Annotated in this window: 10 protein-coding genes and 1 riboswitch; of the genes, 9 read left to right on the forward strand and 1 reads right to left on the reverse strand. The window is 45.3% G+C overall.

Annotation, left to right across the window (positions count from 1 at the left end; translation table 11 throughout):
- Window positions 1-186 precede the first annotated feature (186 nt).
- The 3 genes from rpoB to thiD all read left to right on the forward strand — a co-directional run bounded on the left by rpoB (window position 187) and on the right by thiD (window position 9,426).
- On the forward strand, window positions 187-3,735 hold the full coding sequence (rpoB, locus tag HXT43_RS01065) for a DNA-directed RNA polymerase subunit beta (protein ID WP_032835542.1): 3,549 nt from the start codon (window positions 187-189) through the stop codon (window positions 3,733-3,735).
- Window positions 3,736-3,804: 69 nt separating this feature from the next.
- Window positions 3,805-7,824, forward strand: coding sequence for a DNA-directed RNA polymerase subunit beta' (locus tag HXT43_RS01070; RefSeq protein ID WP_004118670.1), 4,020 nt, complete (start codon window positions 3,805-3,807; stop codon window positions 7,822-7,824).
- 681 nt (window positions 7,825-8,505) lie between these two features.
- A complete protein-coding gene (thiD, locus tag HXT43_RS01075; protein WP_064340227.1) occupies window positions 8,506-9,426 on the forward strand; it encodes a bifunctional hydroxymethylpyrimidine kinase/phosphomethylpyrimidine kinase in 921 nt (306 codons plus the stop codon).
- Between the two features lie 156 nt (window positions 9,427-9,582).
- Here thiD and thiM read toward each other — a convergent pair whose 3' ends face one another.
- The gene (gene thiM, locus HXT43_RS01080; RefSeq protein WP_004107252.1) at window positions 9,583-11,160 is read right to left on the reverse strand and encodes a hydroxyethylthiazole kinase; all 1,578 of its coding nucleotides are present in this window, start codon (window positions 11,158-11,160) and stop codon (window positions 9,583-9,585) included.
- A riboswitch (TPP riboswitch) is annotated at window positions 11,150-11,261 on the reverse strand. It overlaps the preceding gene by 11 nt.
- Window positions 11,262-11,456: 195 nt before the next feature.
- Between thiM and HXT43_RS01085 the strand changes: the two genes are divergently transcribed.
- From HXT43_RS01085 to HXT43_RS01110, 6 genes are all read left to right on the forward strand, one after another.
- On the forward strand, window positions 11,457-12,272 hold the full coding sequence (locus tag HXT43_RS01085) for a hypothetical protein (RefSeq protein ID WP_415707084.1): 816 nt from the start codon (window positions 11,457-11,459) through the stop codon (window positions 12,270-12,272).
- A 43-nt stretch (window positions 12,273-12,315) separates the two neighbouring features.
- Window positions 12,316-16,962 carry a PD-(D/E)XK nuclease family protein gene (locus HXT43_RS01090; RefSeq protein ID WP_415707085.1) on the forward strand — a complete coding sequence of 1,549 codons (4,647 nt, stop codon included), beginning with the start codon at window positions 12,316-12,318 and terminating at the stop codon, window positions 16,960-16,962.
- Window positions 16,963-16,964: 2 nt separating this feature from the next.
- Window positions 16,965-21,194 (forward strand): ATP-dependent DNA helicase, encoded by a 4,230-nt coding sequence (locus HXT43_RS01095; RefSeq protein WP_116442817.1) that lies wholly within the window; start codon window positions 16,965-16,967, stop codon window positions 21,192-21,194.
- A 181-nt stretch (window positions 21,195-21,375) separates the two neighbouring features.
- A complete protein-coding gene (locus HXT43_RS01100; protein WP_004107272.1) occupies window positions 21,376-22,062 on the forward strand; it encodes a GNAT family N-acetyltransferase in 687 nt (228 codons plus the stop codon).
- Between the two features lie 60 nt (window positions 22,063-22,122).
- Window positions 22,123-23,517 carry an MFS transporter gene (locus HXT43_RS01105; protein ID WP_174143291.1) on the forward strand — a complete coding sequence of 465 codons (1,395 nt, stop codon included), beginning with the start codon at window positions 22,123-22,125 and terminating at the stop codon, window positions 23,515-23,517.
- A gap of 206 nt (window positions 23,518-23,723) precedes the next feature.
- Window positions 23,724-25,751, forward strand: a complete 2,028-nt coding sequence (locus HXT43_RS01110; protein ID WP_004118687.1) for a ribonuclease J — start codon at window positions 23,724-23,726, stop codon at window positions 25,749-25,751.
- The last annotated feature ends 25 nt before the right edge of the window (window positions 25,752-25,776 follow it).

The following is a 25,776-nucleotide window of genomic DNA, read 5'->3' on the forward strand; positions in this document are numbered from 1 at the left end:
GTAAAGTAGACAGACTGTGTAAGGTGTGTCATATAGCGGGCATGCTCATGGAACCGAAGAAGGCGCCCGCGCATCGCAACTTGCTTATTTGGCAGTTTCGTTTGCCGCGATTTTCTTTAGTTTTTCAAAGATTAAATAGTTAACTAGCGAGTGATAAAGGAACGTCCATTGGCTGCTGAACAAGCTATGACGAGCACCACGAAAGTCATCGCACGTGCTGACGAACATGATATTAAGTTGCATAAAGCGTCAGATCGTGTGAATTTTGGCTCCATTTGTGAGCCTATTGATGTGCCATACCTCCTCGGCGTGCAAACCGACAGCTTTGATTGGTTGATCGGCTCTGAACGCTGGAAGAAGCGCGTTGCAGAAGATGAAGCAAACGGAACTCACACCGTGCCTCATGTCTCTGGTCTCGACGAAGTCTTCCAGGAGATTTCCCCAATTGAGAACTTTGCTGAGACGATGAGCCTCACATTCTCTGATCCATACTTTGAAGAGCCACGTCACACTGTGCTCGAGTGCAAGGAAAAGGATTACACCTATTCTGCTCCACTTTATGTGAATGCTGAGTTTGAAAACGGCGAAACTGGCGAAATTAAGAGCCAGACTGTTTTCATGGGTGATTTCCCATTGCAAACTCCTCACGGCACATTCATTATTGGTGGCACCGAGCGAGTAATCGTTTCGCAACTTGTGCGCTCCCCAGGCGTGTACTTCGATCGTACACAAGATCGCACTTCCGACAAGGATGTTTTCGGTGCGAAGATTATCCCAAGCCGTGGTGCATGGTTGGAGTTTGAGATCGACAAGCGTGACGTTTTAGGCGTTCGCGTTGACCGCAAGCGTAAGCAGTCTGCAATCGTATTCCTTATGGCTATTGGCATGACGAAAGACGAAATTGCAGATGCTTTCCAAGGCTATCCACTTGTTTTGGATGCGCTCGCAAAAGAGCCTATCGAAACGCAAGACGATGCACTTACCGATTTGTATCGTAAGATTCGCCCTGCAGATACTGCAACTCCAGAAGCTGGTCGCAATCTTCTCGATTCCTTCTACTTCAACACAAAGCGTTACGATTTGGCTCGCGTTGGTCGCTATAAGATCAACCGCAAGCTCGGTATTGAAGCAGATTACAGCGATCGCAGCTTGAATCGCGAAGATATTATCGCAACTATTAAGTACTTGGTAACGTTGCATTCTGGCGAAAAAACCTTCCCAGGTAAGCGCGACGGTCAAGACGTACAGTTGCGCGTTGACGTTGACGATATCGATCATTTTGGCAACCGTCGTATTCGTCAGGTTGGCGAGCTTGTGCAGAATCAGCTTCGTACCGGCTTAAGCCGCATGGAGCGTGTTGTGCGCGAACGTATGACAACTCAGGATGCAGAGGCAATTACTCCTCAGTCCTTGATTAACATTCGTCCAGTAAACGCAACTATTAAGGAATTCTTCGGAACTTCCCAGCTCAGCCAGTTTATGGATCAAAACAATCCTTTGGCAGGCGTTACGAACAAGCGTCGTCTTTCCGCACTTGGTCCTGGTGGTCTTTCTCGCGATCGCGCTTCTATGGAAGTTCGAGACGTGCACCCATCCCACTTCGGACGTATGTGCCCAATCGAATCCCCAGAAGGTCCAAACATCGGTCTTATCGGTTCTTTGGCAACCTTCGGACGCATCAATCCATTCGGCTTCATCGAAACCCCATACCGCAAGGTTGTGAATGGTCACGTAACTAACGAAGTCGAATACATGACTGCAGATCGTGAAGCTGAGCACGTTATTGCTCAAGCAAACCAGGAACTCGACGAAAACGGCAACTTCGTCGGCACTCAAGCACTTGCTCGCGTGGACGAAGAAGAAGCAGTCGATGTGCCTGTAAGCACTGTAGATTACATGGACGTTTCCCCACGTCAGATGGTTTCTCTCGGCGCTTCCTTGATTCCATTCTTGGAGCACGATGAAGGCCACCGCGCATTGATGGGTACGAACATGCAGCGTCAGGCTGTGCCGCTTATTAAGTCGGAGCGACCACTTGTTGGTACCGGTTCTGAATGGCGTGCAGCAGTTGATTCTGGCGACGTAATCTTGGCTGAAAAGCCGGGCGTAGTAACTTACGTTTCTGCAGATATTATTCGCGTTATGAACGACGATGGAACTCAGTCCAGCTATAAGCTTTCAAAGTTCCAGCGTTCTAACCAGACTACTTGCTACAACCAAGTGCCGCTTATTAAAGATGGCGAGCGCGTTGAAACTGGTACAGTTTTGGCAGACGGTCCTGCAACCGAAAAGGGCGAACTTGCATTGGGTAAGAATTTGCTCGTTGCATTCATGCCTTGGAACGGTTACAACTACGAGGATGCTGTGATTATTTCCCAGCGTCTTGTGCAAGACGATACGCTTTCTTCTATTCACATTGAAGAATACGAAATCGACGCTCGCGAAACCAAGCTTGGTTCCGAAGAGATTACTCGTGACTTGCCAAACGTTGGCGAAGATGCGATTGCAAATCTCGACGAGCGCGGCATTATTCGTATTGGCGCTGAAGTCGAAGCTGGCGATATTTTGGTTGGTAAGGTAACTCCTAAGGGCGAAACCGAGCTTACTCCAGAAGAGCGTTTGCTCCGCGCAATCTTCGGCGAAAAGAGCCGCGAAGTGCGCGATACTTCTTTGCGCGTGCCACACGGCGAGACTGGTACTGTGATTGCAGTTAAGGAAATCACTCGTGAAGACGCTGAAGACGACGGTGACGAGCTTCCAAACGGCGTGAACCAAATGATTCGCGTTTACATTGCTCAGCATCGTAAGATTACGCAAGGCGATAAGCTTTCCGGTCGTCACGGCAACAAGGGTGTTATTTCCCGCATTTTGCCAGAAGAAGATATGCCATTCTTGGCTGATGGTACTCCAGTTGACATCATGCTTAACCCGTTGGGTGTGCCTTCTCGAATGAACTTGGGTCAGGTGCTCGAGCTTCACTTGGGTTGGATTGCTCACGCTGGCTGGGATATTAACTTGGATCCAGACTTGGAAGCAGCTTGGAAGAAGTACGTGCCGCAAGGTGCTGAGCATGGCGATCCATGCACTCCAGTTGCAACGCCAGTATTCGACGGCGTGCGACCAGAAACTTTGAAGGGCTTGCTTTCTACAACACTCGCAAATCGCGATGGTGACAAGCTTGTTGGCTCTGACGGTAAGGCAACCTTATTCGACGGTCGTACTGGTGAGCCATTCCCGAAGCCAATTTCTGTGGGCTACATGTACATTTTGAAGCTGCATCACTTGGTTGATGATAAGATTCACGCACGTTCCACTGGTCCTTACTCCATGATTACCCAGCAGCCGTTGGGTGGTAAGGCTCAGTTCGGCGGTCAGCGCTTCGGCGAAATGGAAGTGTGGGCGCTCGAGGCTTACGGTGCTGCTTACACATTGCACGAAATGATGACTACGAAGTCTGATGACGTCGACGGTCGTGTGCGCGTGTACGGTGCTATCGTCAAGGGCGATAACCTGCCACCAGCTGGCATTCCTGAATCATTCAAGGTGTTGCTTAAGGAAATGCAGTCGCTTTCGCTTAATGTTGAGGTGTTGAACGCTGAAGGCGTCGCAATCGACATGAAGGATGAAGAGGACGACCCAGTTTCATCTTCCGACGATCTTGGCTTCAATATTGGCGCTCGACCAGATTCGTCCGCCAAGGAAGATCAGATTGCTGTTGAACCTGAATACCAGTGATTCGGTAACGAACACACTTTAAGAAATTAAGAAACGTTAAAAACAATTTCATGAGACAGGACGATAAGAGTGCTGGACGTCAACGCATTTGACAAACTGAGGATTGGACTGGCAACCGCCGAAGATATCCGTAGCTGGAGCCACGGCGAAGTAAAGAAGCCAGAAACCATTAATTACCGTACCCTAAAGCCAGAGAAGGATGGTCTGTTCGGTGAGCAGATCTTCGGTCCAACTCGCGATTGGGAGTGCGCATGCGGCAAGTATAAGCGCGTGCGCTTTAAGGGAATCGTGTGCGAACGATGCGGCGTAGAAGTTACCCGCAGTCGCGTTCGCCGCGAACGCATGGGTCATATTGAGCTTGCAGCTCCGGTAACGCACATTTGGTTCTTCAAGGGTGTGCCAAGCCGTTTGGGCTACTTGCTCGACATTGCACCTAAGGATCTTGAAAAAGTAATCTACTTCGCAGCCTACATGGTTACGAAAGTCGACGAAGAGCAGCGTCACCAAGATCTTCCAGATTTGCAAGACGAATTCGATACAGAAATCGGCAACCTTCGCAAGCGTCGTGATAACGAAATTGAAGCGCGCGCTAAGAAAGTTGAAGAAGACTTGCATGAGCTGGAAGAATCTGGCGAAGGCAAAGGTGCTGCAAGATCTAAGTTGCGTGCTAGTGCAGAACGCGAAATGTCTGCTATTCGTACTCGCTATGACGAGCAAATTCAGCGTTTGAACGCCGTATTTGATCGTTTCAAGGGCTTGCGTGCCGGCGATATGGAAGGCGACGTTGACTTGTGGCGCGAGATGGAAGATCGCTATGGCGATTACTTCGAAGGCTGCATGGGTGCTGAAGCTATTAAGAAGCGTTTGCAAGATTTCGATTTGAAGTCTGCTGCCGAAGAACTTCGCGCAGAAATTGACAACGGAACCGGTCAGCGCAAGGCTCGCGCTTTGAAACGACTGAAGGTTGTAAACGCGTTCTTGACTACTGGAAACAAGCCAGAAGCTATGGTTTTGGACGTAATTCCAGTAATCCCACCAGACTTGCGACCAATGGTTCAGCTTGATGGTGGTCGTTTTGCAACTTCCGATTTGAACGATTTGTACCGTCGTGTAATCAACCGTAACAACCGTTTGAAGCGACTTATTGAGCTTGGTGCTCCTGAGATTATGCTTAATAACGAAAAGCGCATGCTTCAGGAAGCAGTCGACTCACTCTTCGACAACGGTCGCCGCGGACGCCCAGTAACCGGCGCATCCAACCGACCATTAAAGTCGCTTTCCGACATGCTTAAAGGTAAGCAAGGCCGATTCCGCCAGAACTTGCTTGGTAAGCGTGTTGATTACTCTGGTCGTTCCGTAATCGTCGTTGGTCCAAGCCTTCGCATGCATCAGTGCGGTTTGCCAAAGCCAATGGCATTGGAGCTTTTTAAGCCGTTCGTTATTAAGCGTTTGGTGGATCAGGGCTTCGCTCAGAATATGAAGAGCGCAAAGCGTTTGGTTGACCGTGGCGACTCCGAAGTTTGGGGCGTTTTGGAAGAAGTTATTTCCGAACATCCTGTGCTTCTTAACCGCGCACCTACACTTCACCGCTTGGGTATTCAAGCATTCGAGCCGATTTTGGTTGAAGGTAAAGCAATCCACCTGCCGCCACTTGCCTGTGCAGCATTCAACGCAGACTTCGATGGTGACCAGATGGCAGTGCATCTTCCGCTTTCTGCAGAAGCTCAAGCGGAAGCGCGCACTTTGATGATGGCTTCCGACAATATCTTGAAGCCAGCAGACGGTCACACCGTGACTATGCCTTCTCAGGATATGATTCTGGGTCTTTACTACTTGTCTACCGTAATTGACGGAGCAAAAGGTCAAGGCCGAATCTTCTCCTCGCTTGCTGAAGCTGAAATGGCTCTCGACAAGCATGAGATTGATATGCAAGCTAAGGTGCTGATTCGAGTTCCTGCAGACTTCGTATTGCCAAAGAATTGGGAGCCTGCTGAGCTTAAGGTTGTTGACCCTGAGCCAGGCAGCCCAGACGTTGTGCGCGAAGAGCGTTTTAAGGACGGGACTGTACTGTTTGCAACTTCTTGCGGACGCATTTTGTTCAACGGAACTTTGCCAGTCGACTATCCGTTCGTAAACGAGCAGGTGCCAAAGGGCGTACTTTCTAAGATCGTCGACGATATTGCAACCCGCTATTCTACAGCTCAAGTTGCAGCAACACTCGACGCTTTGAAGGATCTCGGCTTTACTCGCGCTCCTTGGTCTGGCGTAACGATGGCATTCTCTGACATTGTGCTTCCTCCAAATCGCGAGCAAATTGCGCAAGATTACGAGGATCAGGCTGCAAAAATCAACTCTCAATACGATATGGGTCTTCTTACAGACGAAGAGCGTCGTCAAGAGTTGATCAACTTGTGGACTGAATGCACCGACAAGGTTGCAGACGCAATGCGTGAAAACTTCCACGATGACAACAACGTGAACATCATGGTTCAGTCAGGCGCACGTGGTAACTGGATGCAGATTCGCCAGATTGCTGGTATGCGAGGTCTCGTGGCAAACCCTAAGGGCGAGATTATTCCTCGACCTGTTAAGTCAAACTACCGCGATGGTCTTTCCGTGTTGGAGTACTTCATCTCGCAGCACGGCGCTCGTAAGGGCTTGGCAGATACCGCACTTCGTACGGCAGAATCTGGCTACTTGACTCGTCGTCTTGTGGATGTTTCGCAGGAAGTAATCGTGCGTGAAGAAGATTGCGGCACTAAGCGCGGTCTTATGATGAAGATTGCTGATCGCGACGAAAACGGCAATTTGACGCTTGTTAAGGCTGCTGACGGTGGTCCATACTCGCGCTTGCTTGCTGCAGACGTAATTGATCCTGCTGACGGTACGACAGTTTTGGCAAAGTGTGGCGACGCGCTTTCTATGGACGTTTTGCGTGATTTGGTTGCTCACGGCGTTGAGGAAGTTAAGGCGCGTTCTGTGCTTACTTGCGAATCCAAGCGCGGCGTTTGCGCAAAGTGCTACGGCTGGTCCTTGGCTACAAGCCGACTCGTGGATGTTGGTGAGGCTGTTGGTATTGTTGCAGCACAGTCCATTGGTGAACCTGGTACGCAGCTTACGCTTCGTTCCTTCCACTCTGGTGGCGTCGCTTCGGCTTCTGATATTACTCAGGGTCTTCCTCGTGTTACGGAGCTTTTCGAGGCTCGTACTCCTAAGGGTGAGGCTCCAATCGCTGAGTTCCCAGGCGTTGTGAAGGTCGAGGATACTGATCACGGCCGTCAGGTGACTTTGACTCCAGACGACACTACGATTGATCCAATCGTTTACCCAGTGACTCGTCGTGCGCCAATGCTTGTAAAAGATGGCGACCATGTTGAGGTTGGTACGCAGCTGATTGAAGGTTCTGTGGATCCTAAGAAGATTCTGCGTATTCTTGGTCCGCGTGCGGCTCAGGTGAACATCGTGGAAGAAGTGCACAACGTGTACCGTTCTCAGGGTGTTGATATTCACGATAAGCACATTGAAGTTATTGTGCACCAGATGCTTCGCCGCATTACGGTGATCGATTCTGGCGATACGGATCTTCTTCCAGGTGAACTTGTGGATCAAGCAAAGTTCCGCGAGGCAAACTTGGCTGCTGTAAAGAACGGCGGAAAGCCTGCTGCTGGTCGACCAGAGCTTATGGGTATTACCAAGGCTTCTTTGGCTACGGATTCTTGGCTTTCTGCAGCATCGTTCCAGGAGACTACGCGTGTGCTTACTGAGGCCGCCTTGAGCCAGAAGGAAGATGACCTTAAGGGCTTGAAGGAGAATGTGATTATCGGTAAGCTCATCCCAGCTGGTACCGGTTTGGCACGTTACCGCAATGCTAGTGTGGAGCCGGATCCTCAGGTTCGCGACTCTATTTATCCGAACTTTGGTTTGGGCGGTGCAGATAGCACGCCTTCGAACTTCGGTGAGAGCGATATGGGCGATGTTGACTTCTCCAACATTGATTTTGGTGATATGAAGCTCGGCGACGACTTTAATCCAGATGACTTCCTTGACGATCAGGGTGGTCAGAGCGATTATGGCGACGAAGCTGAGTGATTGCGCTAATCTAATATAAAAATGGGGCTTCAAGCTTTCGGGCTTGAAGCTCTTTTTTGTTGCTGGCACAGTTGGCGCTCGCGTGGATTACGCGCTCGCTTACGAAACTCGCGTTGGAAGCCCACTGGACTTCCAACTTAAGCGAGTTTCCGCTCCGAGTTGCCTTCGCGCTAAATGGCAGCGCTCAGGCAGGTCGTCAGCGCACGCCAGTCACAACTTAGTTTCTAAAGCGCAACCACGCAACTCTGCCCTGCCTTCGTCAATCGAGACGAAGGTAGACCTCGCTTGCGTTGAAAGCACACTGTGCTTTCAACTCTGAGCAAGCTCGGCGCTCCGAGTTGCTTTCGCGCGCTAAATTGCAGCGCTCAAGCAGGTCGTCAGCGCACGCCAGTCACAACTTAGTTTCTAAAGCGCAACCACGCAACTCTGCCCTGCCTTCGTCAATCGAGACGAAGGCAGACCTCGCTTGCGTTGAAAGCACACTGTGCTTTCAACTCTGAGCAAGCTCGGCGCTCCGAGTTGCTTTCGCGCGCTAAATCGCAGCGCTCAGGCAGGTCGTCGCGCTGCATGAGTGTGATTTTGCCTACCTTCGGACACTGATGCAGAAAAGGGGGTACATATCACTGCGCTAGTAACGACCTACTTGAACACAAACGAGCGCGACGCAATATAATAAAAAATATGACGCTAGTATCAAGTAAGCAGAACGACTTGCAACATACGCAATCGCTTTCGCAGCAATCAAATCCAATCATTCCACGCGTGCTAAGCGTAGCTGGCACAGATCCGACAGGTGGAGCCGGAATACAGGCAGATCTTAAATCAATCATGGCGGCAGGCGGTTACGGCATGTGTATACCAACTAATCTTGTTGCGCAAAACACATGCGAGGTGCGCGAAGTATTCACGCCACCAGTAAGCTTTTTCCGCACACAACTTTCATGCGTGTACGACGACGTTACAGTTGATGCACTAAAAATCGGCATGCTCGGATGCACAGAATACATTGAAGCAATGCGAGACTGGATGCGTGATAATCCGGTTCCTGTAAGCGTTCTAGACCCAGTTATGATATCAACTTCCGGGAAACGCTTGCTTGAGGCAAGTGCTGAAAATGCGATGCGAAACTTTATAAGCTGCGTTGATGTAGTGACGCCAAACGTGCCGGAATTGGCGGCTTTGTGCGAGTCAAGTGTTGCGGAAAATTTTGAGGAAGCTTGCAACCAGGCGCGCAAGTTGGCTGCAAAAAACAGCGTTGTTGTAATCGTAAAAGGTGGGCACTTAACTGGCGAAGACGTTGGAAATACTGCGGTTTTCCCGGATGGCTACGCAAGTCACGTACCAAGCGAACGAGTTGAAACAAGCACAACTCACGGAACTGGTTGCTCGCTTTCTTCTGCGCTTGCTACGAAAATTGGGCTTGCTTTGCGCGAGGGAAAGAATTTGAGTGATCACGATACTGTACTTCGCGCGCTTGAATGGTCAACGGCGTGGCTTCGTGAGGCGATTGCGGCTGGGAGTGAATTGCATGTTGGGCGCGGCGGCGAGCGCGGGCATGGACCGGTAAACCATTCCGTGCGCATCCTTCAGCAAACTGTGTGAACATCGAAGCTCTGTTCGTAAACAAATGCCGGGAATTTTCCGGCATTTGTTCCCAAAACCAGCCAACGCTCGCGCTTAAGCGAGTTTCCGCTCCGAGTTGCTTTCGCGCGCTACGCTCTAAGCGCGAAAGCAGGTCGTCGCGCACGCGTGCCAGTTTTACTCAGTAATCACGCTTTTAAGCTCGCGCGCAACTTTCCCAGCATCCTCAGCGCACATAAGCGCCGACACTGTGCAAACTCCGTCAAGCTCAAGACCGCGAATAGGGAACACTGTGTTCTCGTGAATTCCGCCAATTGCCAACGTTTTTACGCCCATAGAGTGCGCAACTTTCGCAACTTCGTTTACGCCTTCAACTCCCAGTGGAGGCACGTCGTGCGCTTTCGTATGCGTTTCAAAAGCTGCACCAATGCCAATCACATCCGGCAGCGGAACGTCGTTTTCTTTGCACTCGCGGTAAGCTTTCTCCATCAAATCCGGTCGAGCGCAAGAAAGCCCAACCATCCACTCGGCCGGCATCGCCTTTCGCGCCTCAACAAATGGCGTATCCTTTTGCCCAACGTGCAAGTTGAAACCAAGATGAGCCGCGCAATCAACATGATCGTCAATAAACACAGGTACATCGCCGTGTCCGGAATCAATAAGCGCGTGACGCAACTTCTTCGCCTTGGCCGAAATTTCAGCGTCATTGGAATACTTATCGCGCAATTGCACAACTGTAACTCCGCCTTCAACTGACTCTACTGCAACTTCTTCTTCCGGGCGATTTCCCATGCGCGGATCCGTTACCAAATACAGTGTCCAATCAACAGGCTCCACCGTAAACTCAATATTTGTCAAACTAAACATGTCGTTTACGCTAAGAGTTGAAAGCGCATCCATCCACAGTGTGCGGAAAGTGCCTGGAGCTGTGGTTTGGCGAGCTGCCCAAGTTCCAGCCGCTGCTGCGTGCACGTGCGCTGCAACAGTTGCTGCGAGCGGACGTTCCGGGTTTGCGCCAACGTATGCTGCAACTAACGCTCCCAAAGCGCAACCTGTTCCAACTACCTTAGTCATAGCTTTGTGGCCACCTGTTACGCGAGCTAAACATCCGTGAGCGTAAATCGCGTCTTTTTCTCCGGAAATTGCCACTACGGATCCGTATTTTTTAGCTAATTCGCGAGCAGCTTGAAGCGCGTCGTTTACGTTATCGTGAGAATCTACGCCTTTTCCGTTGCTTTCTTTGCCTGCAAGTGCCATTATTTCGGAAGCGTTTGCACGAATTACAGTAGGGTGGTGCTTAATAATTTCGTGTACAAAGCGCGCGCGAGGTGCAAGTGCTGGAACGCCGATTCCAACCGGGTCAAGCACCCACGGAGTATCAGCTTTTTCGCATCCTTCAACAGCTGCGCGCATGTATTCGGAAGTTTCTGGCTGATGGAATGTGCCAACGTTTATGAGCACGCCTGTGGCAATTTGCGCAAGTGCATGCGCTTCTTCTGGATCGGTTACCATAATTGGCGATGCTCCTGCAGCGAGCAGTGCGTTGGCTGTAATGTCTTGCACGATTACGTTCGTGATGCAATGGGTAAGTGGCTGCTGCGTGCGCACGCGTTCGATGCATTGACGCACGTCGTTAAGGAACATGCGTCGGCGTGCGCGTACAGAGAAGCATGTGTCGACTTGCGTTGTTGAGCTTGTGCAGTATTCGTTTGCTTCGTTGCAGGTATTTGTTTTTTCAGTGTTGCATGTTGTCATAATGTTTCCCTTCGCTAGCACTATCTAGATCAGGTTTTACGGATGTAATCTCAGCGCTTGACTTCACAATTTGTTGCAATTGCGCACTCCGAACCATCCTTCGACTATATCTTTTGTTCATGACTTACGCTCTTTTGCGTTAGTGTCTCATTTTGCTTGTTTCGCAGCACTTGCAGGAATCTACAAAAATCGCGCCGCATTTTTGCAACTTCTTCTACATATTTTTGCTTTCAACTGTGTAAACATAAATATAGTAAATAAAAAGTAGATTATAGAAGTTACGAAAGCGAGATAACATGGCAAACGATTCCATGCTAGAACAAAAGACTCCGCTCACAGCGCGCGAATACGCGACACGCACAGCAATACGCGCGATTGCAATCATCGCATCTGTTTATGGTATGACTGCTTCGTGGGAAGGCTTGATGACCTTCACTTATTTTACGAATCTTTCTAACCTTATGATTTGCGTAGCTCTTGCTGGATCGCTTTTGCTTGATACAGCTGCGTTTATGCGTGCTCGTAATTCTGCATGTTCCGCCTCACAGCAAGATTCCGCCTCACAGCAAGATTCTGCAGCATCTTGCGCATGGTTCGACTCAAAATCCAACGCTTGGTACATTTTCAAATTCATGATGACTATCTCAATTGCTGTCACATTCACTTTGTACCTGTGTTTCTTAGCACCTACCAATAAGCTTGGTTTCGTTGGCGCTTACATGAATAACGGATGCAGCAGCCTTTGTGTTCACGCAGTTGCGCCGCTTCTTGCAATCGCTGATTTTGTGCTTTTTGATTATCGTTTCCGCTCTACTCGCGCACATTTGTATGTTTCTACTGTTCCGCCTCTTGCTTATGTTGCTTATGCGGCTATGCTTAGCGAGTTTGCTGGTGTTCGTTGGGGTGTTCATGCAATGCGCGCGCCTTATAATTTCCTCAATTATGGCGCTCCTGCCGGCTGGTTCGGCTTTGCACCGCAAACTTTTAATGCCACTACTTTGGGCGTTGGTGTTGCGTATTTGTTAATTGTGTTTACTCTTATTTTTATTGGTGTCGGCAGTGTATTTCTTGCGCTTAAGGATGCTCGCGCTCGTGCAATATTAAAAGAATAGTATTGTTGCGCGCCACTATTGCCTAATTGCTAGAATTAAGCGTATGAGTGAGGATACTGTATTGCAAGCATTATTTGACGGTACGTTACGCAATTCTTCTGGCAATGTGACTAATGCGTTGCTTGTGTATGGTGCGCCGAATACTGGTAAAACGCAGTTTGCTGTGCGCGCAGCAATTTCCGGCTATAAGTGTTGGTCGCATAATGTTACTGCGATGGCTGTGCAAAATCGTGTTCTTGCTTCAAAAATTGACAATATTATTATTCGTCAAATTGGTGTGAGTAAGCAGTCTCGTCCAGTTGGCACTTTGGCTTCTTTAGCTTTTAATATCATTTCTGCTTGCTGTAAGTTAAAGAATGAGCCTTCGCCTAAGCTGCTAAATGGTGCTGAGCAGGATTCTTTGCTTCGTAAAGTTTTGCGCGCACACATTGAGCATGTTATGCGTGGAGATAATGGTGATTGCAATATATGCGCGCTTTTTAAGGATTATTTTGAAACGTCTCAATGGGTTATTCCATTAACTTGCGCAGTTTCTAATACTTCCGCCACTTCTAACACTTCCGCCACTTCCGCACCTTCCGCGCCTTCAACAACTCAGGCTGCTCAAGCAGCTTCTTCGTCTCCAGAATTTTTGGCAGATAGTTTCGATATTAACAACGCTTTTATGCATCAATTGCGCGATATGCTCGCTCGTTTAGATGAGCTTGGTATTAGCGATTTTGAAAGCGAAAATTCAGTTCTTTGCGCTCTTAGTGACGAGCAATCTTACGCCAATAATAGTGATATTTTACAAACGTCTGTGCTTATTAAACGTAGATTAACTCAATGGCGTTTGGCGTTTGCTTTGCGAGCTGAATATCGAAAAATAATTGCCGACACTTATAAATCTTCTTTCCGACTTGACGCTTCGCAACTGTTGGTTGAGGGCGCAAAATCTGCGCGCGAATTAGGCGAGCATGGTTTAGTAAACTCTTCTGAAATTCCGGCTCTTCTTGTAGTCGATGATTATCAAGATATTACTTTGGCTGGTTTGAGTTTTATTGAGACTTTGTCGAAGATTGGCACGCGTTTAGTTTTGCTTGCGAATCCGGATGAATCTGTGCAATCGTTTAGAGGAGCGTACCCGGATTATGCAATTTCTGCAGCTTTGGATGAGTTGAATGCTGCTGAACAAACTTTAGAATATACGGGTTTTGCTGATTCTTGCGAAAATTCTTCCGACGATTCTGCTGATTCTTCTAAAAATTATTCTGCAGATCCAACTTTTGCAAATTATACCCAAGCACCTTCGATGCGTGAATTACTCGCTTCGCGCGTTTCTCTTTCGCTTACTTCGCAATATAAAACAGATGTTGCGCTCCCAAATCGCCCTTGGAAAATGCCAAAATTTGTAGGGTCCTTACCGATTGAGCCTATAGAAACCCCACAAAATTCTCATCTAAACTCAGATGACACTGTTTTTACAGCGTTATATCGTTCACAGCGCGAGGAATTAGATGCTGTTATTTGGCAAATGAAGCAATCTCACGTAAATAATAAGCGCAAGTGGAGCGATATGGCGTTAATTGCGCACGACAATTCCACTGTTCGTCTTTTTGGCGAGCAGCTTCGCGCTTCTGGAGTTCCTGTGCGATACTCGTTAGTAACTCGCCCATTAAAAGATGAGCCGTTTGTGCAAGGTTTATTTGCGCTTATTGAACTTGCTCAATTTGCGCAGCACGGTTTTTCTGGAATTGTTGAGCAAGTAAAACATGGTAGAAGTTTGCAAAATTTGGCTTCGTGGGTGCGTTTGCGAGTTCAGAATATTATGGATAGTCCACTTTCCTCGATTACTAAGAGCGATTCTGGATTTTACGGTGATTTAGACGTTGAAATACCTGCGAAGTTATATTCTGTAGATTCGCTTATGCGTTCTCTTTCTTCTCTTTCGGCTGTTTTAATTGAGAAAAATTGTGAAAATAACAAGAGCTTTGAATCTAATGCGCCTTTGCGAAATCTTGTTCATAACTGGGATTTGTTGCAAAATTCGCTTCATAATGCGCAAAGCAAAGCGTACTTTGAATCTCAAATTTTGGTTGATAATAGTCGTATTGATGGCAGTTCAAATGAGCTTATGCCATTGTCTCTTGATGCATGCTATTTGCTTTGTGTAGCAGATGTTGCACGTTTTATAGATGATGATTCTAATGTTCGTAAAGATTCTACAGTGTTGCAAATATTGCAGAATATGGCACCTCGGAATCCGCACGTTGCATCTTTTGTAAAACTGTGGAAAAACGTGCAAATTCTCGCTTCTCGTATGCACAATAATCCTGATTTGAGTAGTGCTCAATACGCTCTTGGTGAGGCTTGGAATATTTGTCATGTTGCTGAGCGTTGGCAGCGTATGTCTTTACAGCATAATTCGGAAGGTTATCGAGCTAACGATCGCTTGGATGCTGCAATGCGTCTTTTTGATTATGTTTCTTCATATGCTTCTTCTGATATCTCGTCAATGAATACGTTTGACGATACTTTTAGACAAGAAAATATTGTAGGTATTGCAGATTTTATAGCTCAAGTTCGTGGCATGGAAATTGAAGCTGATTCTCTTGCTAAAGTAGCGCCTGTTCCAGATGCTGTAACGCTTACTACTCCTGCTGGTTCTGTTGGAAAACATTGGAATCTTGTGTGGATGCCTACTTTGCAACAACGTGTGTGGCCAAATCTTGCTTCTCGTAGCACTATGTTTGGCGCAGAAAGTTTAGCGAATATTATTTTGCATTCTAAGATTTCTGCTTCTAAATTGACTGTGAATGCGTCACTTCTTTCAAATAATGATAAATCTGCAGTTTTTGCCTCGGAACAGCGCAGTTTTTTGTTAGCTATTACGCGCGCAACAGAGCGTTTGTATATAAGCGCGCAATATAGCGATAGTGCTGTGCCAAGCGACTTTCTTTATTATTATTTGCCTGAAAGATACTACAATAATGAAAATTCGCGCACGCCTTTTACGGAATTTACTACACCTTTTGCCGGTTTAGATATGGATGTTCGTGGACTAGTGTGTGCTGCTCGTTCGCAAATTTTGCGTGCTTCTTCTATGAAAGAAGAGTTTGGAAATAGTGTAGGTAATGCAGGTAGTGCAGATAGTGCAAGTAGTTCCGATAGTGAGAATAGTAAGTCTAGAAATGCGATTATTGACGCTGCTCAAACGTTGCAATTACTTAAAGAAAATGGAGTATTTTGCGCTGATCCTTTTGAGTGGGATTTTATGAGCGATGTCGATGACTATGTTGATGAGAAATCTTCTGTTGGAAAAGATAATGAAAAAAATAATGAAAAATACAATGAAAAAGCTAGCTCTGCTAAAAAAACTAACTCTGTTATAAGCTTGTCTCCTTCAGCTGTAGACAGTTTGTGGGCATGCCCTGTGTGTGGATTGGTAAATCGTCAGCTTTTAGGCCCTCAACCCGGCAGCGCGGCAACGTATTTTGGCACGCTAATTCATGAAACTGCAAGGTGGGCAAGCGAAAATCAGCATTACGATATGCCGGAAACTGAAGTCGATGAAACTGAAGCGACGAATAATGCGGCTGAAGCGACGAATAATTCAGCCGACTATTCGCCTTACTCTCCGCTTGTGCGCCGCAGTAACGCAATCGCAAATCTTATGGAAAAGTATTACTTAAGTATTGCGCCTGAACTTGCAGATATTCGAGATAGTAAGGAGCATTATTCGGCTCTTGCGCGTGAGAAGAATATTAAACGTGCGTTACATGCAATTGCGCAATATTTTGTCACTTCTTACGATCAATCAACATATGCGCTTAACTCAAAAAAGTCAGAAAACGGCATATTAGAATCTCTTACAAAAAGCGAAAAATCTTTAGAAAGCAGCATAGGCAGATTGCAACAAGCGTATTGCGAATTGCAAACAAGCGCGCATTTTGGATTTAATGATATTACTCGCGTATTGAACAATACTTTTAAGAATGCAAATTTGCAAACCGTTACTAAGCATGACTGCTACGAATTGATGGGTGCTTTAGTTGGAGGGTGGCCGGATGGCGCAAGTGAAGATATGCAAGTACATATTCACGGTCGAATTGATCGCATGGAAAAGCGCATCAATTCAGATGGTTCTGAGCATATTCGTTTACTGGACTACAAAACAGGAAAACCTTTAACAGCAAGCGGAGTTTTTAACGATTTGCAATTAGTTTGCTATCAGCTTGCTTTACTTTTTTCTGATGAGAATCCGCTTATTGATGCGTCGAATGCGCCAATTATTTCACGAAGTGTTCTATTTCACGTTGCTAAGAACGATTATCCTGCTCAAGATCATAACGTTGCTGAAAACGTGTATCAGCCGCCGCTTTGCGTAAAAAATACTTTAAATAATAATCCGCTTGAGTTACGAGTTGGATTCAAAAATATGGCAAGATTGTTAGATTATTCGCAGCTTGACGATATTGCGAAGAATTGTCCAGAAAATGTAAGCGAAAACGCTTGGCAGTCGTTTACATCATTAAATCAAAGCGCAAAATGGTCTCTTACTATGATTTCGCGCGTTTGCTATGCTGCTGCGGCAGCTCGTTCGCATAAGATTATTGCGCACCCAACTTCTGAACACTTGAAGTATTGCAATGGAAAACAAGTATGCCCAGCATGCGCAGGTTGCATAGATACTGTATATGAGGTGCTGTAGTTATGATTGATAAAACAAATAAGCAATTTACTCGCAAGAACACCGATAGCGTGGAACAAGCTGCAGCAATTCAAGCGCCAACAAATAAGAACATGATTATTGTTGCAGGAGCTGGAAGTGGCAAAACGTATACGATGACTCGTCGCGTTATCGACCTTATTGAGCGCGGAGTTGCTCCTGAAAGTATTTTGGGGTTGACTTTTACTAATAAAGCAGCTTCTGAGCTGCTTGCAAGAGTTGCTCAAGCTGTAAGTCAGCATAGTAGCGAAATAAATAAGCTCATTAATAACGGAAATTCTGCATCTTCAAGTGGCTTTTTGAAGCCAGAAGTAATGACATACGATGCTTTTTTCCAGTCAATTGTGCGCCAATATGGTTTGCTCGTTGGATTTGATCAAAATACGCAACCTTTAAGCGATGCAGGTGCGCGCGAATTAATAAAACCGCTAGTAAACGATTATGTTACTAATCATGCGGAAATACTGTCTTGGTATAGTTTTGATGCGCTTATTGACGACGTGCTTGCGCTCGCAGCAGATATTTCATGTTCGATGATTGGCATAAATAGCAGGGGAGAGTCTATAGATAGCACGTCTAAAGCTGTTCTAGAAATTCAAAAGTGGAATAACTCTTGGATTGAACATTTGCAAAAAGCAATTGATTGTGCTGAAACTACTGAAATAATTGCAAAAAAGCCTAGCTCTATTAAATTGCGTCGCGGAAAAAACGATTCGGATGAAAAATATTTCGAAAAGTGCGAAAATTACGGAAAAGAATACGTAGAATACCTGAATATTACATTAAAAAATAAGTGTTATGAATCTTGTAATAACTTGCTTGAAGCTGCTAAGAAGCGCAATGCATTACTTGAATTAGTTTTGGCTTTTGACGCAGCAAAGCAGCGCGCAAATATGGCGCAATTTAGCGACTTTACTATTGCTGCATACCGTTTGGTGACGCATTTTCCTTCTATTGCAGAGCAGTATCGCCGCCAATACAGCCAAGTTTTGCTTGACGAATATCAAGATACTTCTACCACTCAAGCAATGCTGATTGCAACGCTGTTTCATAAAAAAACTAGCGGTGTTGAAGAAGCTAGCGTTGTTGCGAAAACTAGTGAAAATCAAGACTTTTTGACTACTCAACAAACGCATATTGCTGCAGTAGGTGATCCCTTCCAAGCTATTTACTCGTTTAGAGGAGCTAGTTCCGGAGCTTTCAGAAAGCTTGAGCAAGCACTAAATATCGACCAGTCAAGTGAGTTTTCTCTTACAAGAACGCGACGCAATTCGCAGCTTATATTAAAAGCTGCAAATTCTATTACGAAACCTTTGCGAGTGCCTCCGCTTCGTCATAGTAGTTCACTTGCTACAGAAGTAGAAGTGAAAAACTTGCAATACTTAGACAATGCGCCAAAAGGTACTTTTGGTGTGTTAAATATGCCTACGCAATATCAAGAAGTAGAAGCCGTTGTGCGTTTTGTAAAATATGTAAAACATAATGCGCTATCTGAAAACGACGATACTAATTCTGCATCTGCTAGAGTTGCAGTTCTTTTCCGTAGCAAAAATAATATTCCGTTATATGAAGAAGCATTACAAAAAGCAGGTTTGCGCACTCTTACTGTTGGGTATTCTGCATTGCTTGAAAAACCAGAAATTCGAGATGTTTTAGCTCTTCTTTCTGTTGTTGCAGATCACACAAATACTCAAGCTTTGATGAGATTGCTTGCAACTCCTCGTTTTGCGCTTAATACTGACGATTTGGCTGCTATAGCTAATATTGCAACATCAAAGAATATCGAATATGTTTTTCGTGCTTTAGTGCAAGCAGGTTTAGTAGACGCTGAAACTCCTCGCTCTAAGTGGTCTCAAGTTGTTCGAGAACAGCAATCTCAAGCTTCGCAAACCAATAGTATTCATGGTGGAGTTTTTGTGGCGGATGTTTTGCTTGAAGCATACGAAACGCAACTAAGCGAAGAAGCAAAAAATAACGACAAAAACGACAATAATTTGCTTTCTGAGCTAAAAAATAATTTAAGCTCTAAAGCTTATGTAGCAGTGTTAAGAATAGGGCAAATGATTCATGCAATACAACGTGCTCAATCTGGCTCTTTGCAAGATATTATGCGCGTTGCTGTAGAAACGCTTAACGTTGATATTGACGTTGCGCTATCTCGTGCGCTTATGAATGATACTTCCTCTAATGCAACGCTTCTTGACGATATGCACTCTACTGTCGATTCTATTTGTCTACTAGCAGACGCGTATTTGCAAGAAATGAGCGATTTTACAACTCCTACTTTGCATGGGTTTATGTCTTGGATTTTCAATATAGACAAAATTAACGATCAACCTTCTTCAGTGGATGAACCTGCGGATGTCGTATTAATGACTATTCACCAATCGAAAGGTTTGGAATGGCCTGCTGTAGCGATAGTTGGGCTTAATGAAGGCGTGTTCCCAAGTAATCAAGGCGATAATTTGCGCGTAATAGCAACGCAACAAAGTGGCGTGTACAGGGAAAGGGCATACGCAACGCTCGAAGTTGCTGCAAAAGTGCCTGTTTCTATGAGAGTGGATGCAAATATATTGCCAAGATTCCCTCACGATGTTGATCTTGAAACTAGCATGGAACCTCAAAAATCTTTGAAAAATATGTTAACTGTAGACGATATCGACGCAGAAGTTTATGGTTCAAGAGCTAGAGAAATGTTTGATTTGGCAGAAAAGTTCCATGAGCATGAGCAGGCTCCAGTAGAAGCGATTCCTTCAGAAGCTAGAAAAGTGTATGACGCTGTGATGAAAACTGGCACATTGCCTCTTTCGCAAGTCGAGGAGCGTGGGCGCGCTTTGCACATTGACGAGCGTCACCTTATGTATGTTGCTTTGACGCGTGCTAAATTCGCAGCATTGCTCACTTGCAGCCAGTCTAATGCTATGAGCGTTGTTGAGAATAAAGAAAATTTTGCAAATAGTGCAGCTTCTTCTGTAGATGAATCTTCAAATATTTCAACTTCTAGAGTTAAAAAACCTTCTGTTTTTTGGCAGGAAATGTATGATTCAATGCGCGGATCTGAAGAATCTCCGGTTCAGTTCACAGCTAAGGTTTCAGATTCTTCAAATCAAGTAGGTTATGTTGTAGGGGAGTCAGCTTCGCAACTTGCGCAATTATTTAGCGAGGAAAGCTCTATTCCAACTGAAGATAATAAGAAGCAATTATCTTGGCCGAGTGCATCTAGTGAAGCTATACGTAGTGTATTGCAAAAATCTGCGCAAGACGTTGTAAATTCAAAAATTAGTAATCAAGTTTCTGGTATTTCAAAAGATAATTCTTTGCTTTACAAAGCTCAAGCTTTGCTACAAGATGCGGATTTAATGCCGAAAATTGATTGGTATTGCAACATTCAAGAGTTAAAAAACAGAGCAGAGCAGCTTTCTAATGTTGAAAATGTCAATGTGACTGCTGTGCAAAGGCGCGCTATGTTTCGTAATGATTATTCGCGCGCGAATGAAGATTTTGATGATGCGGATGCTAAACGTTTGCGAAAGGAATGGATGGCAATTATTCGCCCTATTCCTAGTGTTTCTTCGCCTGCTTCTGATTTGGGAACTCGTTTTCATGCCTGGGCTGAACAGTTTATAAAAACTGGTTGTGTGAATAAAAATTCTATTCAGTATGACGTTGATGAGAACGTTGATGAGAACGTTGGCGAGAACGTTGGCGAGAACGTTGATGAGAACGTTGCTGGAGCTTGCGAGAAGATTTCGCAAAATGCAAAATCTTCTGAGCGCAAATTGTTGATATGGAAGCAGCGTTTAATAACATCAAAATGGGCGCATCGCCGTCCTATAGCAGCAGAGCAGCCGATTGTAGCTCATGTTCCAGAATTAGGCGATCAAATTATTAATGGCAAAATCGACGCAATATTCGCAGGTGGTTTAAATCCAGAAGATTCAAGCAAATTGTACACGATAGTCGATTGGAAAACCGGTAGAAAACCAACCAAGCCACAAGATATTGCGCTTAAACTTGGTCAGCTTGACTGGTATCGTCTGCTTTTGTCTCTTATGACTAAGGTTCCGCTTGATGCTATCGATGCCACCCTTTATTATGTGAACATATCGGATGAATGTGAACGGGAAATTCATGCCGAGCAAAAAACGAAAGATGAGATCCTTGCCGAGTTACACTCTGACACGTTAATCTCCCTCGATGATGATGACGCATAAATGTTGCTATTGCAATCATTTTGTCGCAATTTATTTGCTGCAATTTTTGTTTGCTGTAACGTATTTTGCGCCGCGATTGAAACGCATCGTGCATCACTTCGAAAACGTGCAGATTCCTCGTGCAGTGTGTGTGGGCGGGCATACGCACAACATCGATTTGAGTATGAAGTAAGGAAGAATCATGACTGTTGAATTTCGTTCTGTAAAACTCAGCGATATTGATGCAATGGTTAAAGAATATGAACGTACTTGGGGTATTGCGCAAGAAGTTGGGAAAGATGCTTCGTTAAGTCTTTCTCGAAGATGTGTGTTGCATTACTTGGAACCTTCAACGCATGGTACTATTGCTGAAGTAGACGGTAAGTTTATGGGTCTGCTTTTGGCGCGAGTTTTTGGCGCACCTGTTTTATTTCCAGAAGTAGGGAGAATGCTTCGCGAGCAAGAAGCCGCAATGAAAGAAAATTGTGACAAAAACTATGCTCTCGCTTTAGAAGAAGCGTATGGCATGCGCGCGTTGGAAACTAAACTTGAAGCGAAATCTCATATTAATAATTTAACTCAAGCGGAATTGGAGCTTTTCCTTGTATCTCCGGATGCTCGTGGGCATGGTGTCGGTGGAGGCTTGTGGAAGCGAACAATGCATATGCTAAGAAATAATGGCGTAAATCGTTACTATTTGCATACTGATTCAGCGTGTGACGTAAGCTTTTATGATTATCACGGGCTTAGAAGAGATGCTTCTTTTATGCGTTCGGATCATCCTTATGAAGCTAAGAACGTGAAATCTTTGGTGGATGACTTGTATATTTACTCAGGTGAGCCGAGAGTTCGTTCAAAGCAAGCGAATGCTCGTTCTAAAACGTGCTAATAAAAAATATGCAAATGTATAACGTGCGTGACTTGCTTGACAAAAGGAGCAAAGAAATATATGTCGTCGCAAACGGCAACTAAGAAAGCATCGGTATTTTCTCAATATTCTAGATTATTTTCATTTAATGGAGCTAAAGCGTTTTGTGTAGCAGGCGCGATTGCGCGTTTGCCGATGTCTATGATTGCGTTGGGGATTGTTCTTGCATTAAACCATTTGTATAACAACTGGACTATTGCTGGAGCAATGTCTGCGTCGTATGTGCTTGCACAGGCTGCGGTAACTCCTGTGTATGCTAAACTTTTCGACCGTTTTGGTCAGCGTAAAGTTGGAGTTATTGCGCTAAGTGCACAAGTAATCGCTATGATTTCTTTTGCATGTGCAGCGTTATTTAAGGTTCCTCTTGTTTTGCTTTTTGTGCTAGCAATTGTGATGGGCGTAACTCAGTTTGCTTTTGGCGCGTTGGTGCGTACTCGTTGGGCTTATACATTGCGTGCAGAAGATGACGATTCTTTATTAAACGTTGCTTATGCGTTGGAATCTGGTATCGATGAAATTGTGTTTATATTAGGACCTATTTTAGCTGCGTGGTTAGCAACTTCTGTGCATCCTGTTTCGCAATTATTCGTGCCAGTATTTGCAAGTGGATTGGGCGGAGCTTGGTTCTTTTCTCTAAAAAATACTCAACCTGCTGTGCTTAAAGTAGTGGAAGTTCCAACTGCTGCAGCTGAAGACGTTGATGTATTAATCGCTTCTCAAAAAGAAGATGAAATTTCTAAAGATTATGCGGAATCTCAAAAGCAAGAAGCGAAACGTTCATTTGCAGACAAATTTAGTCTTAAGCAATTGCACAATCATCACTCAAAAAAGCGTGGCAAAAACGTGCTGCTTTACCGCGGTATTATCCCGCTAGTGCTCATGTTTGTTGTGTTTAATATGAGTTTTAGTGCATTTGACGTGTCTGTAACAGCTGCAATGAAAGCTCAAGGACTTGATCATTTTATTGGTATGCAGCTGGCATTGTTTGCATGCGGTTCGCTTGTGGGAGCGATTATTTTTGGATCGCATAAATTCCGCGGTTCTAATTGGTCGCATTTGATTGTATTTTTGACTGGTTTAACTGTTGGATTTGTGCTTATGAGTCTTAATATTGACAGACTTATGCTTATGAGCGTTTTTGAAGTGCTTTCCGGCTTATGCGTTTCGCCAATTTTTGCTACTGGAAATCTTATCGTTAAAGCAACTGTCCCTGAAGAATCGCTTACGGAAGGTCTTTCATGGCTACCAACTGCGTCTGCTGTCGGCTGTTCTTTAGGTTCGATGGCTGCTGGAGCTGCAATCGACTCGTGGAATTCGCATGCCGGAATGATGGTTCCGTGGATTTCAACAATGGCAGCTATACCTATCGCAACGTTCGGCTGGTTTATTGTAATGGTGCTTAAAAAGCGACATTAACTGCGCACGCGTGTAAAGTTTCTGCCGTTTTTTCGCTTTAATCCGACCGAAATTTTACAGCTGTGTAAAGTTTCTGCCGCTTTTTGGCTAGGGAACGGCAGTTTCTTTACGCCGCTGTAAAGTTTCTGCCGTTTCAGTTACAAAAGCTGAGTTGAGTCCTAACGGTACACTAGAAAGAAGTGCGCAATATCGCAAGATGTAGTGAGATGAATATGAAAATAGAATATGATGAACGTACTGAGGAAATTCTTGCTGAAGTAGTACGCGATGCGTTGCAATCTGACGCTGATAATATGCGTTCTCTTAATAACCAAGAATCTTCTGCGTCGTCTAAGCAAATTCGACAGTCGGTGAAAAAAGTGAATAAAAAAATGTCTTCTGATACTTCAACTAAATCAGTATCTACTAAAGATGTAAAATCTGCTAAAACTAAATCAACTAAAAAAGCTAAATTCAACAAAGAAACTAAAACAGAAAACGCAAAGTCATCAACTCGTAGAACAGGAAATGTTCTTCCTCCTGTAGTTAACGATCAAAGAGAAGGTGCGCTTATTGCGCCGCCAAAGTATCGTAAAGGCTCAATGCGAATCGTACCGCTTGGTGGTTTGGGTGAAATCGGCCGCAATATGAACGTAATTGAATATAACGGTCATATTCTGCTTATCGATTGTGGTGTGCTATTCCCAGAAGAAGAGCAGCCAGGCGTTGATTTGATTCTCCCAGATTTTCACTACATTCAAGATCGCTTAGACAAAGTTGAGGCATTGGTTTTAACGCATGGTCACGAAGATCATATCGGTGGTGTGCCTTACCTTCTTAAAATGCGTCCCGACATTCCGTTAATTGGTTCAAAGCTAACTCTTGCTTTTGTGGAAGCTAAGTGCAAAGAGCATCATATTGATCCGGAGCTTATTCGCGTAGAAGGTCGCGATAAGATGAAAGTCGGTCCGTTTAACCTTGAATTTATTACTGTTACGCATTCTATTCCAGATGCGCTCGCTGTGTGCGTAAAAACTCCGGCCGGAACGCTTATTGATACTGGAGATATTAAACTTGACCAGCTTCCTCTTGACCATCGCATTACTGATTTAGTTGAGTTCGGGCGTTTAGGTGAGCAAGGCATAGATTTGCTTATGGCTGATTCCACTAATGCTGAAGTACCAGGATTTGTGAAGCCTGAAACTTCGATTGGTCCGGCTTTGGATCGCGCTTTTGCTGAAGCTACGCGCAAAATTATTGTTGCTAGCTTCTCAAGTCACGTTCATCGCGTGCAACAAGTGGTTGACGCTGCGCATAAGTTTGGGCGCAAAGTTGTGTTCGTTGGTCGCTCGATGGTTCGCAATATGTCAATTGCTGCGGATTTAGGCTACTTGCATATTCCTGAAAATACTGTTGTTGACTTAAAACAGGCGAAGGATATTCAGGATGACAAGCTCGTATACATGTGCACTGGTTCACAAGGTGAGCCTATGGCTGCGCTTGGGCGTATTGCAGATGGCAGTCACCGAGATATTACTGTTAACGAATTCGATACTGTTATTCTTGCAAGTTCGCTTATTCCAGGCAACGAGCATGAGGTTTACAAAGTTATTAATAAGCTTGTGCAGTTGGGTGCGCGCGTAATTAACAAAGATAATGCTGCTATCCACGTGTCTGGTCATTGCAATGAAGGCGAGTTGCTGTACTTGTACAACATTGTGAAGCCAAAGTGCGCCATGCCAATTCATGGTGAGCATCGTCACTTGGTTGCAAACGGATTGATTGCAGTAAAAACTGGCGTTGATCCAAATAACGTTGTGCTTGCTGAAGACGGCGATGTTGTGGATTTGTATCATGGCAATGCTGCAGTTGTTGGTTCTGTGCCATGCGGTTACGTGTATGTTGATGGTGATTCTGTCGGTGAGCTTACAGATGAAGAGCTTGAAAAGCGCAGAATTTTGGGCACGGAAGGTTTCGTTTCGAGCTTTGTTGTAGTTGATACAGAGCACGCTGACGTGGTTTCTGGTCCAAAGATTTTCTTGAATGCTGTTGCTGAAGACGAGGCTGATTTTGAGAAGGTTCGTCATCAAATTGTTGAACAGTTGCAAGATGCTATGATGCGCGGCGAGCACGATACTTATAAATTGCAGCAAATTATGCGACGCACATTGGGCAGTTGGGTGGCTCGCGCTTTACGCAGGAAGCCTATGCTCGTTCCGGTAGTTGCGGATATTGCAAAAAATAGTCAAGAATAATGAAAAATAATCAAAAATAAAGAAA

It is taken from the genome of Gardnerella sp. DNF01195, assembly GCF_049244175.1.
Taxonomy (GTDB): domain Bacteria; phylum Actinomycetota; class Actinomycetes; order Actinomycetales; family Bifidobacteriaceae; genus Bifidobacterium; species Bifidobacterium leopoldii.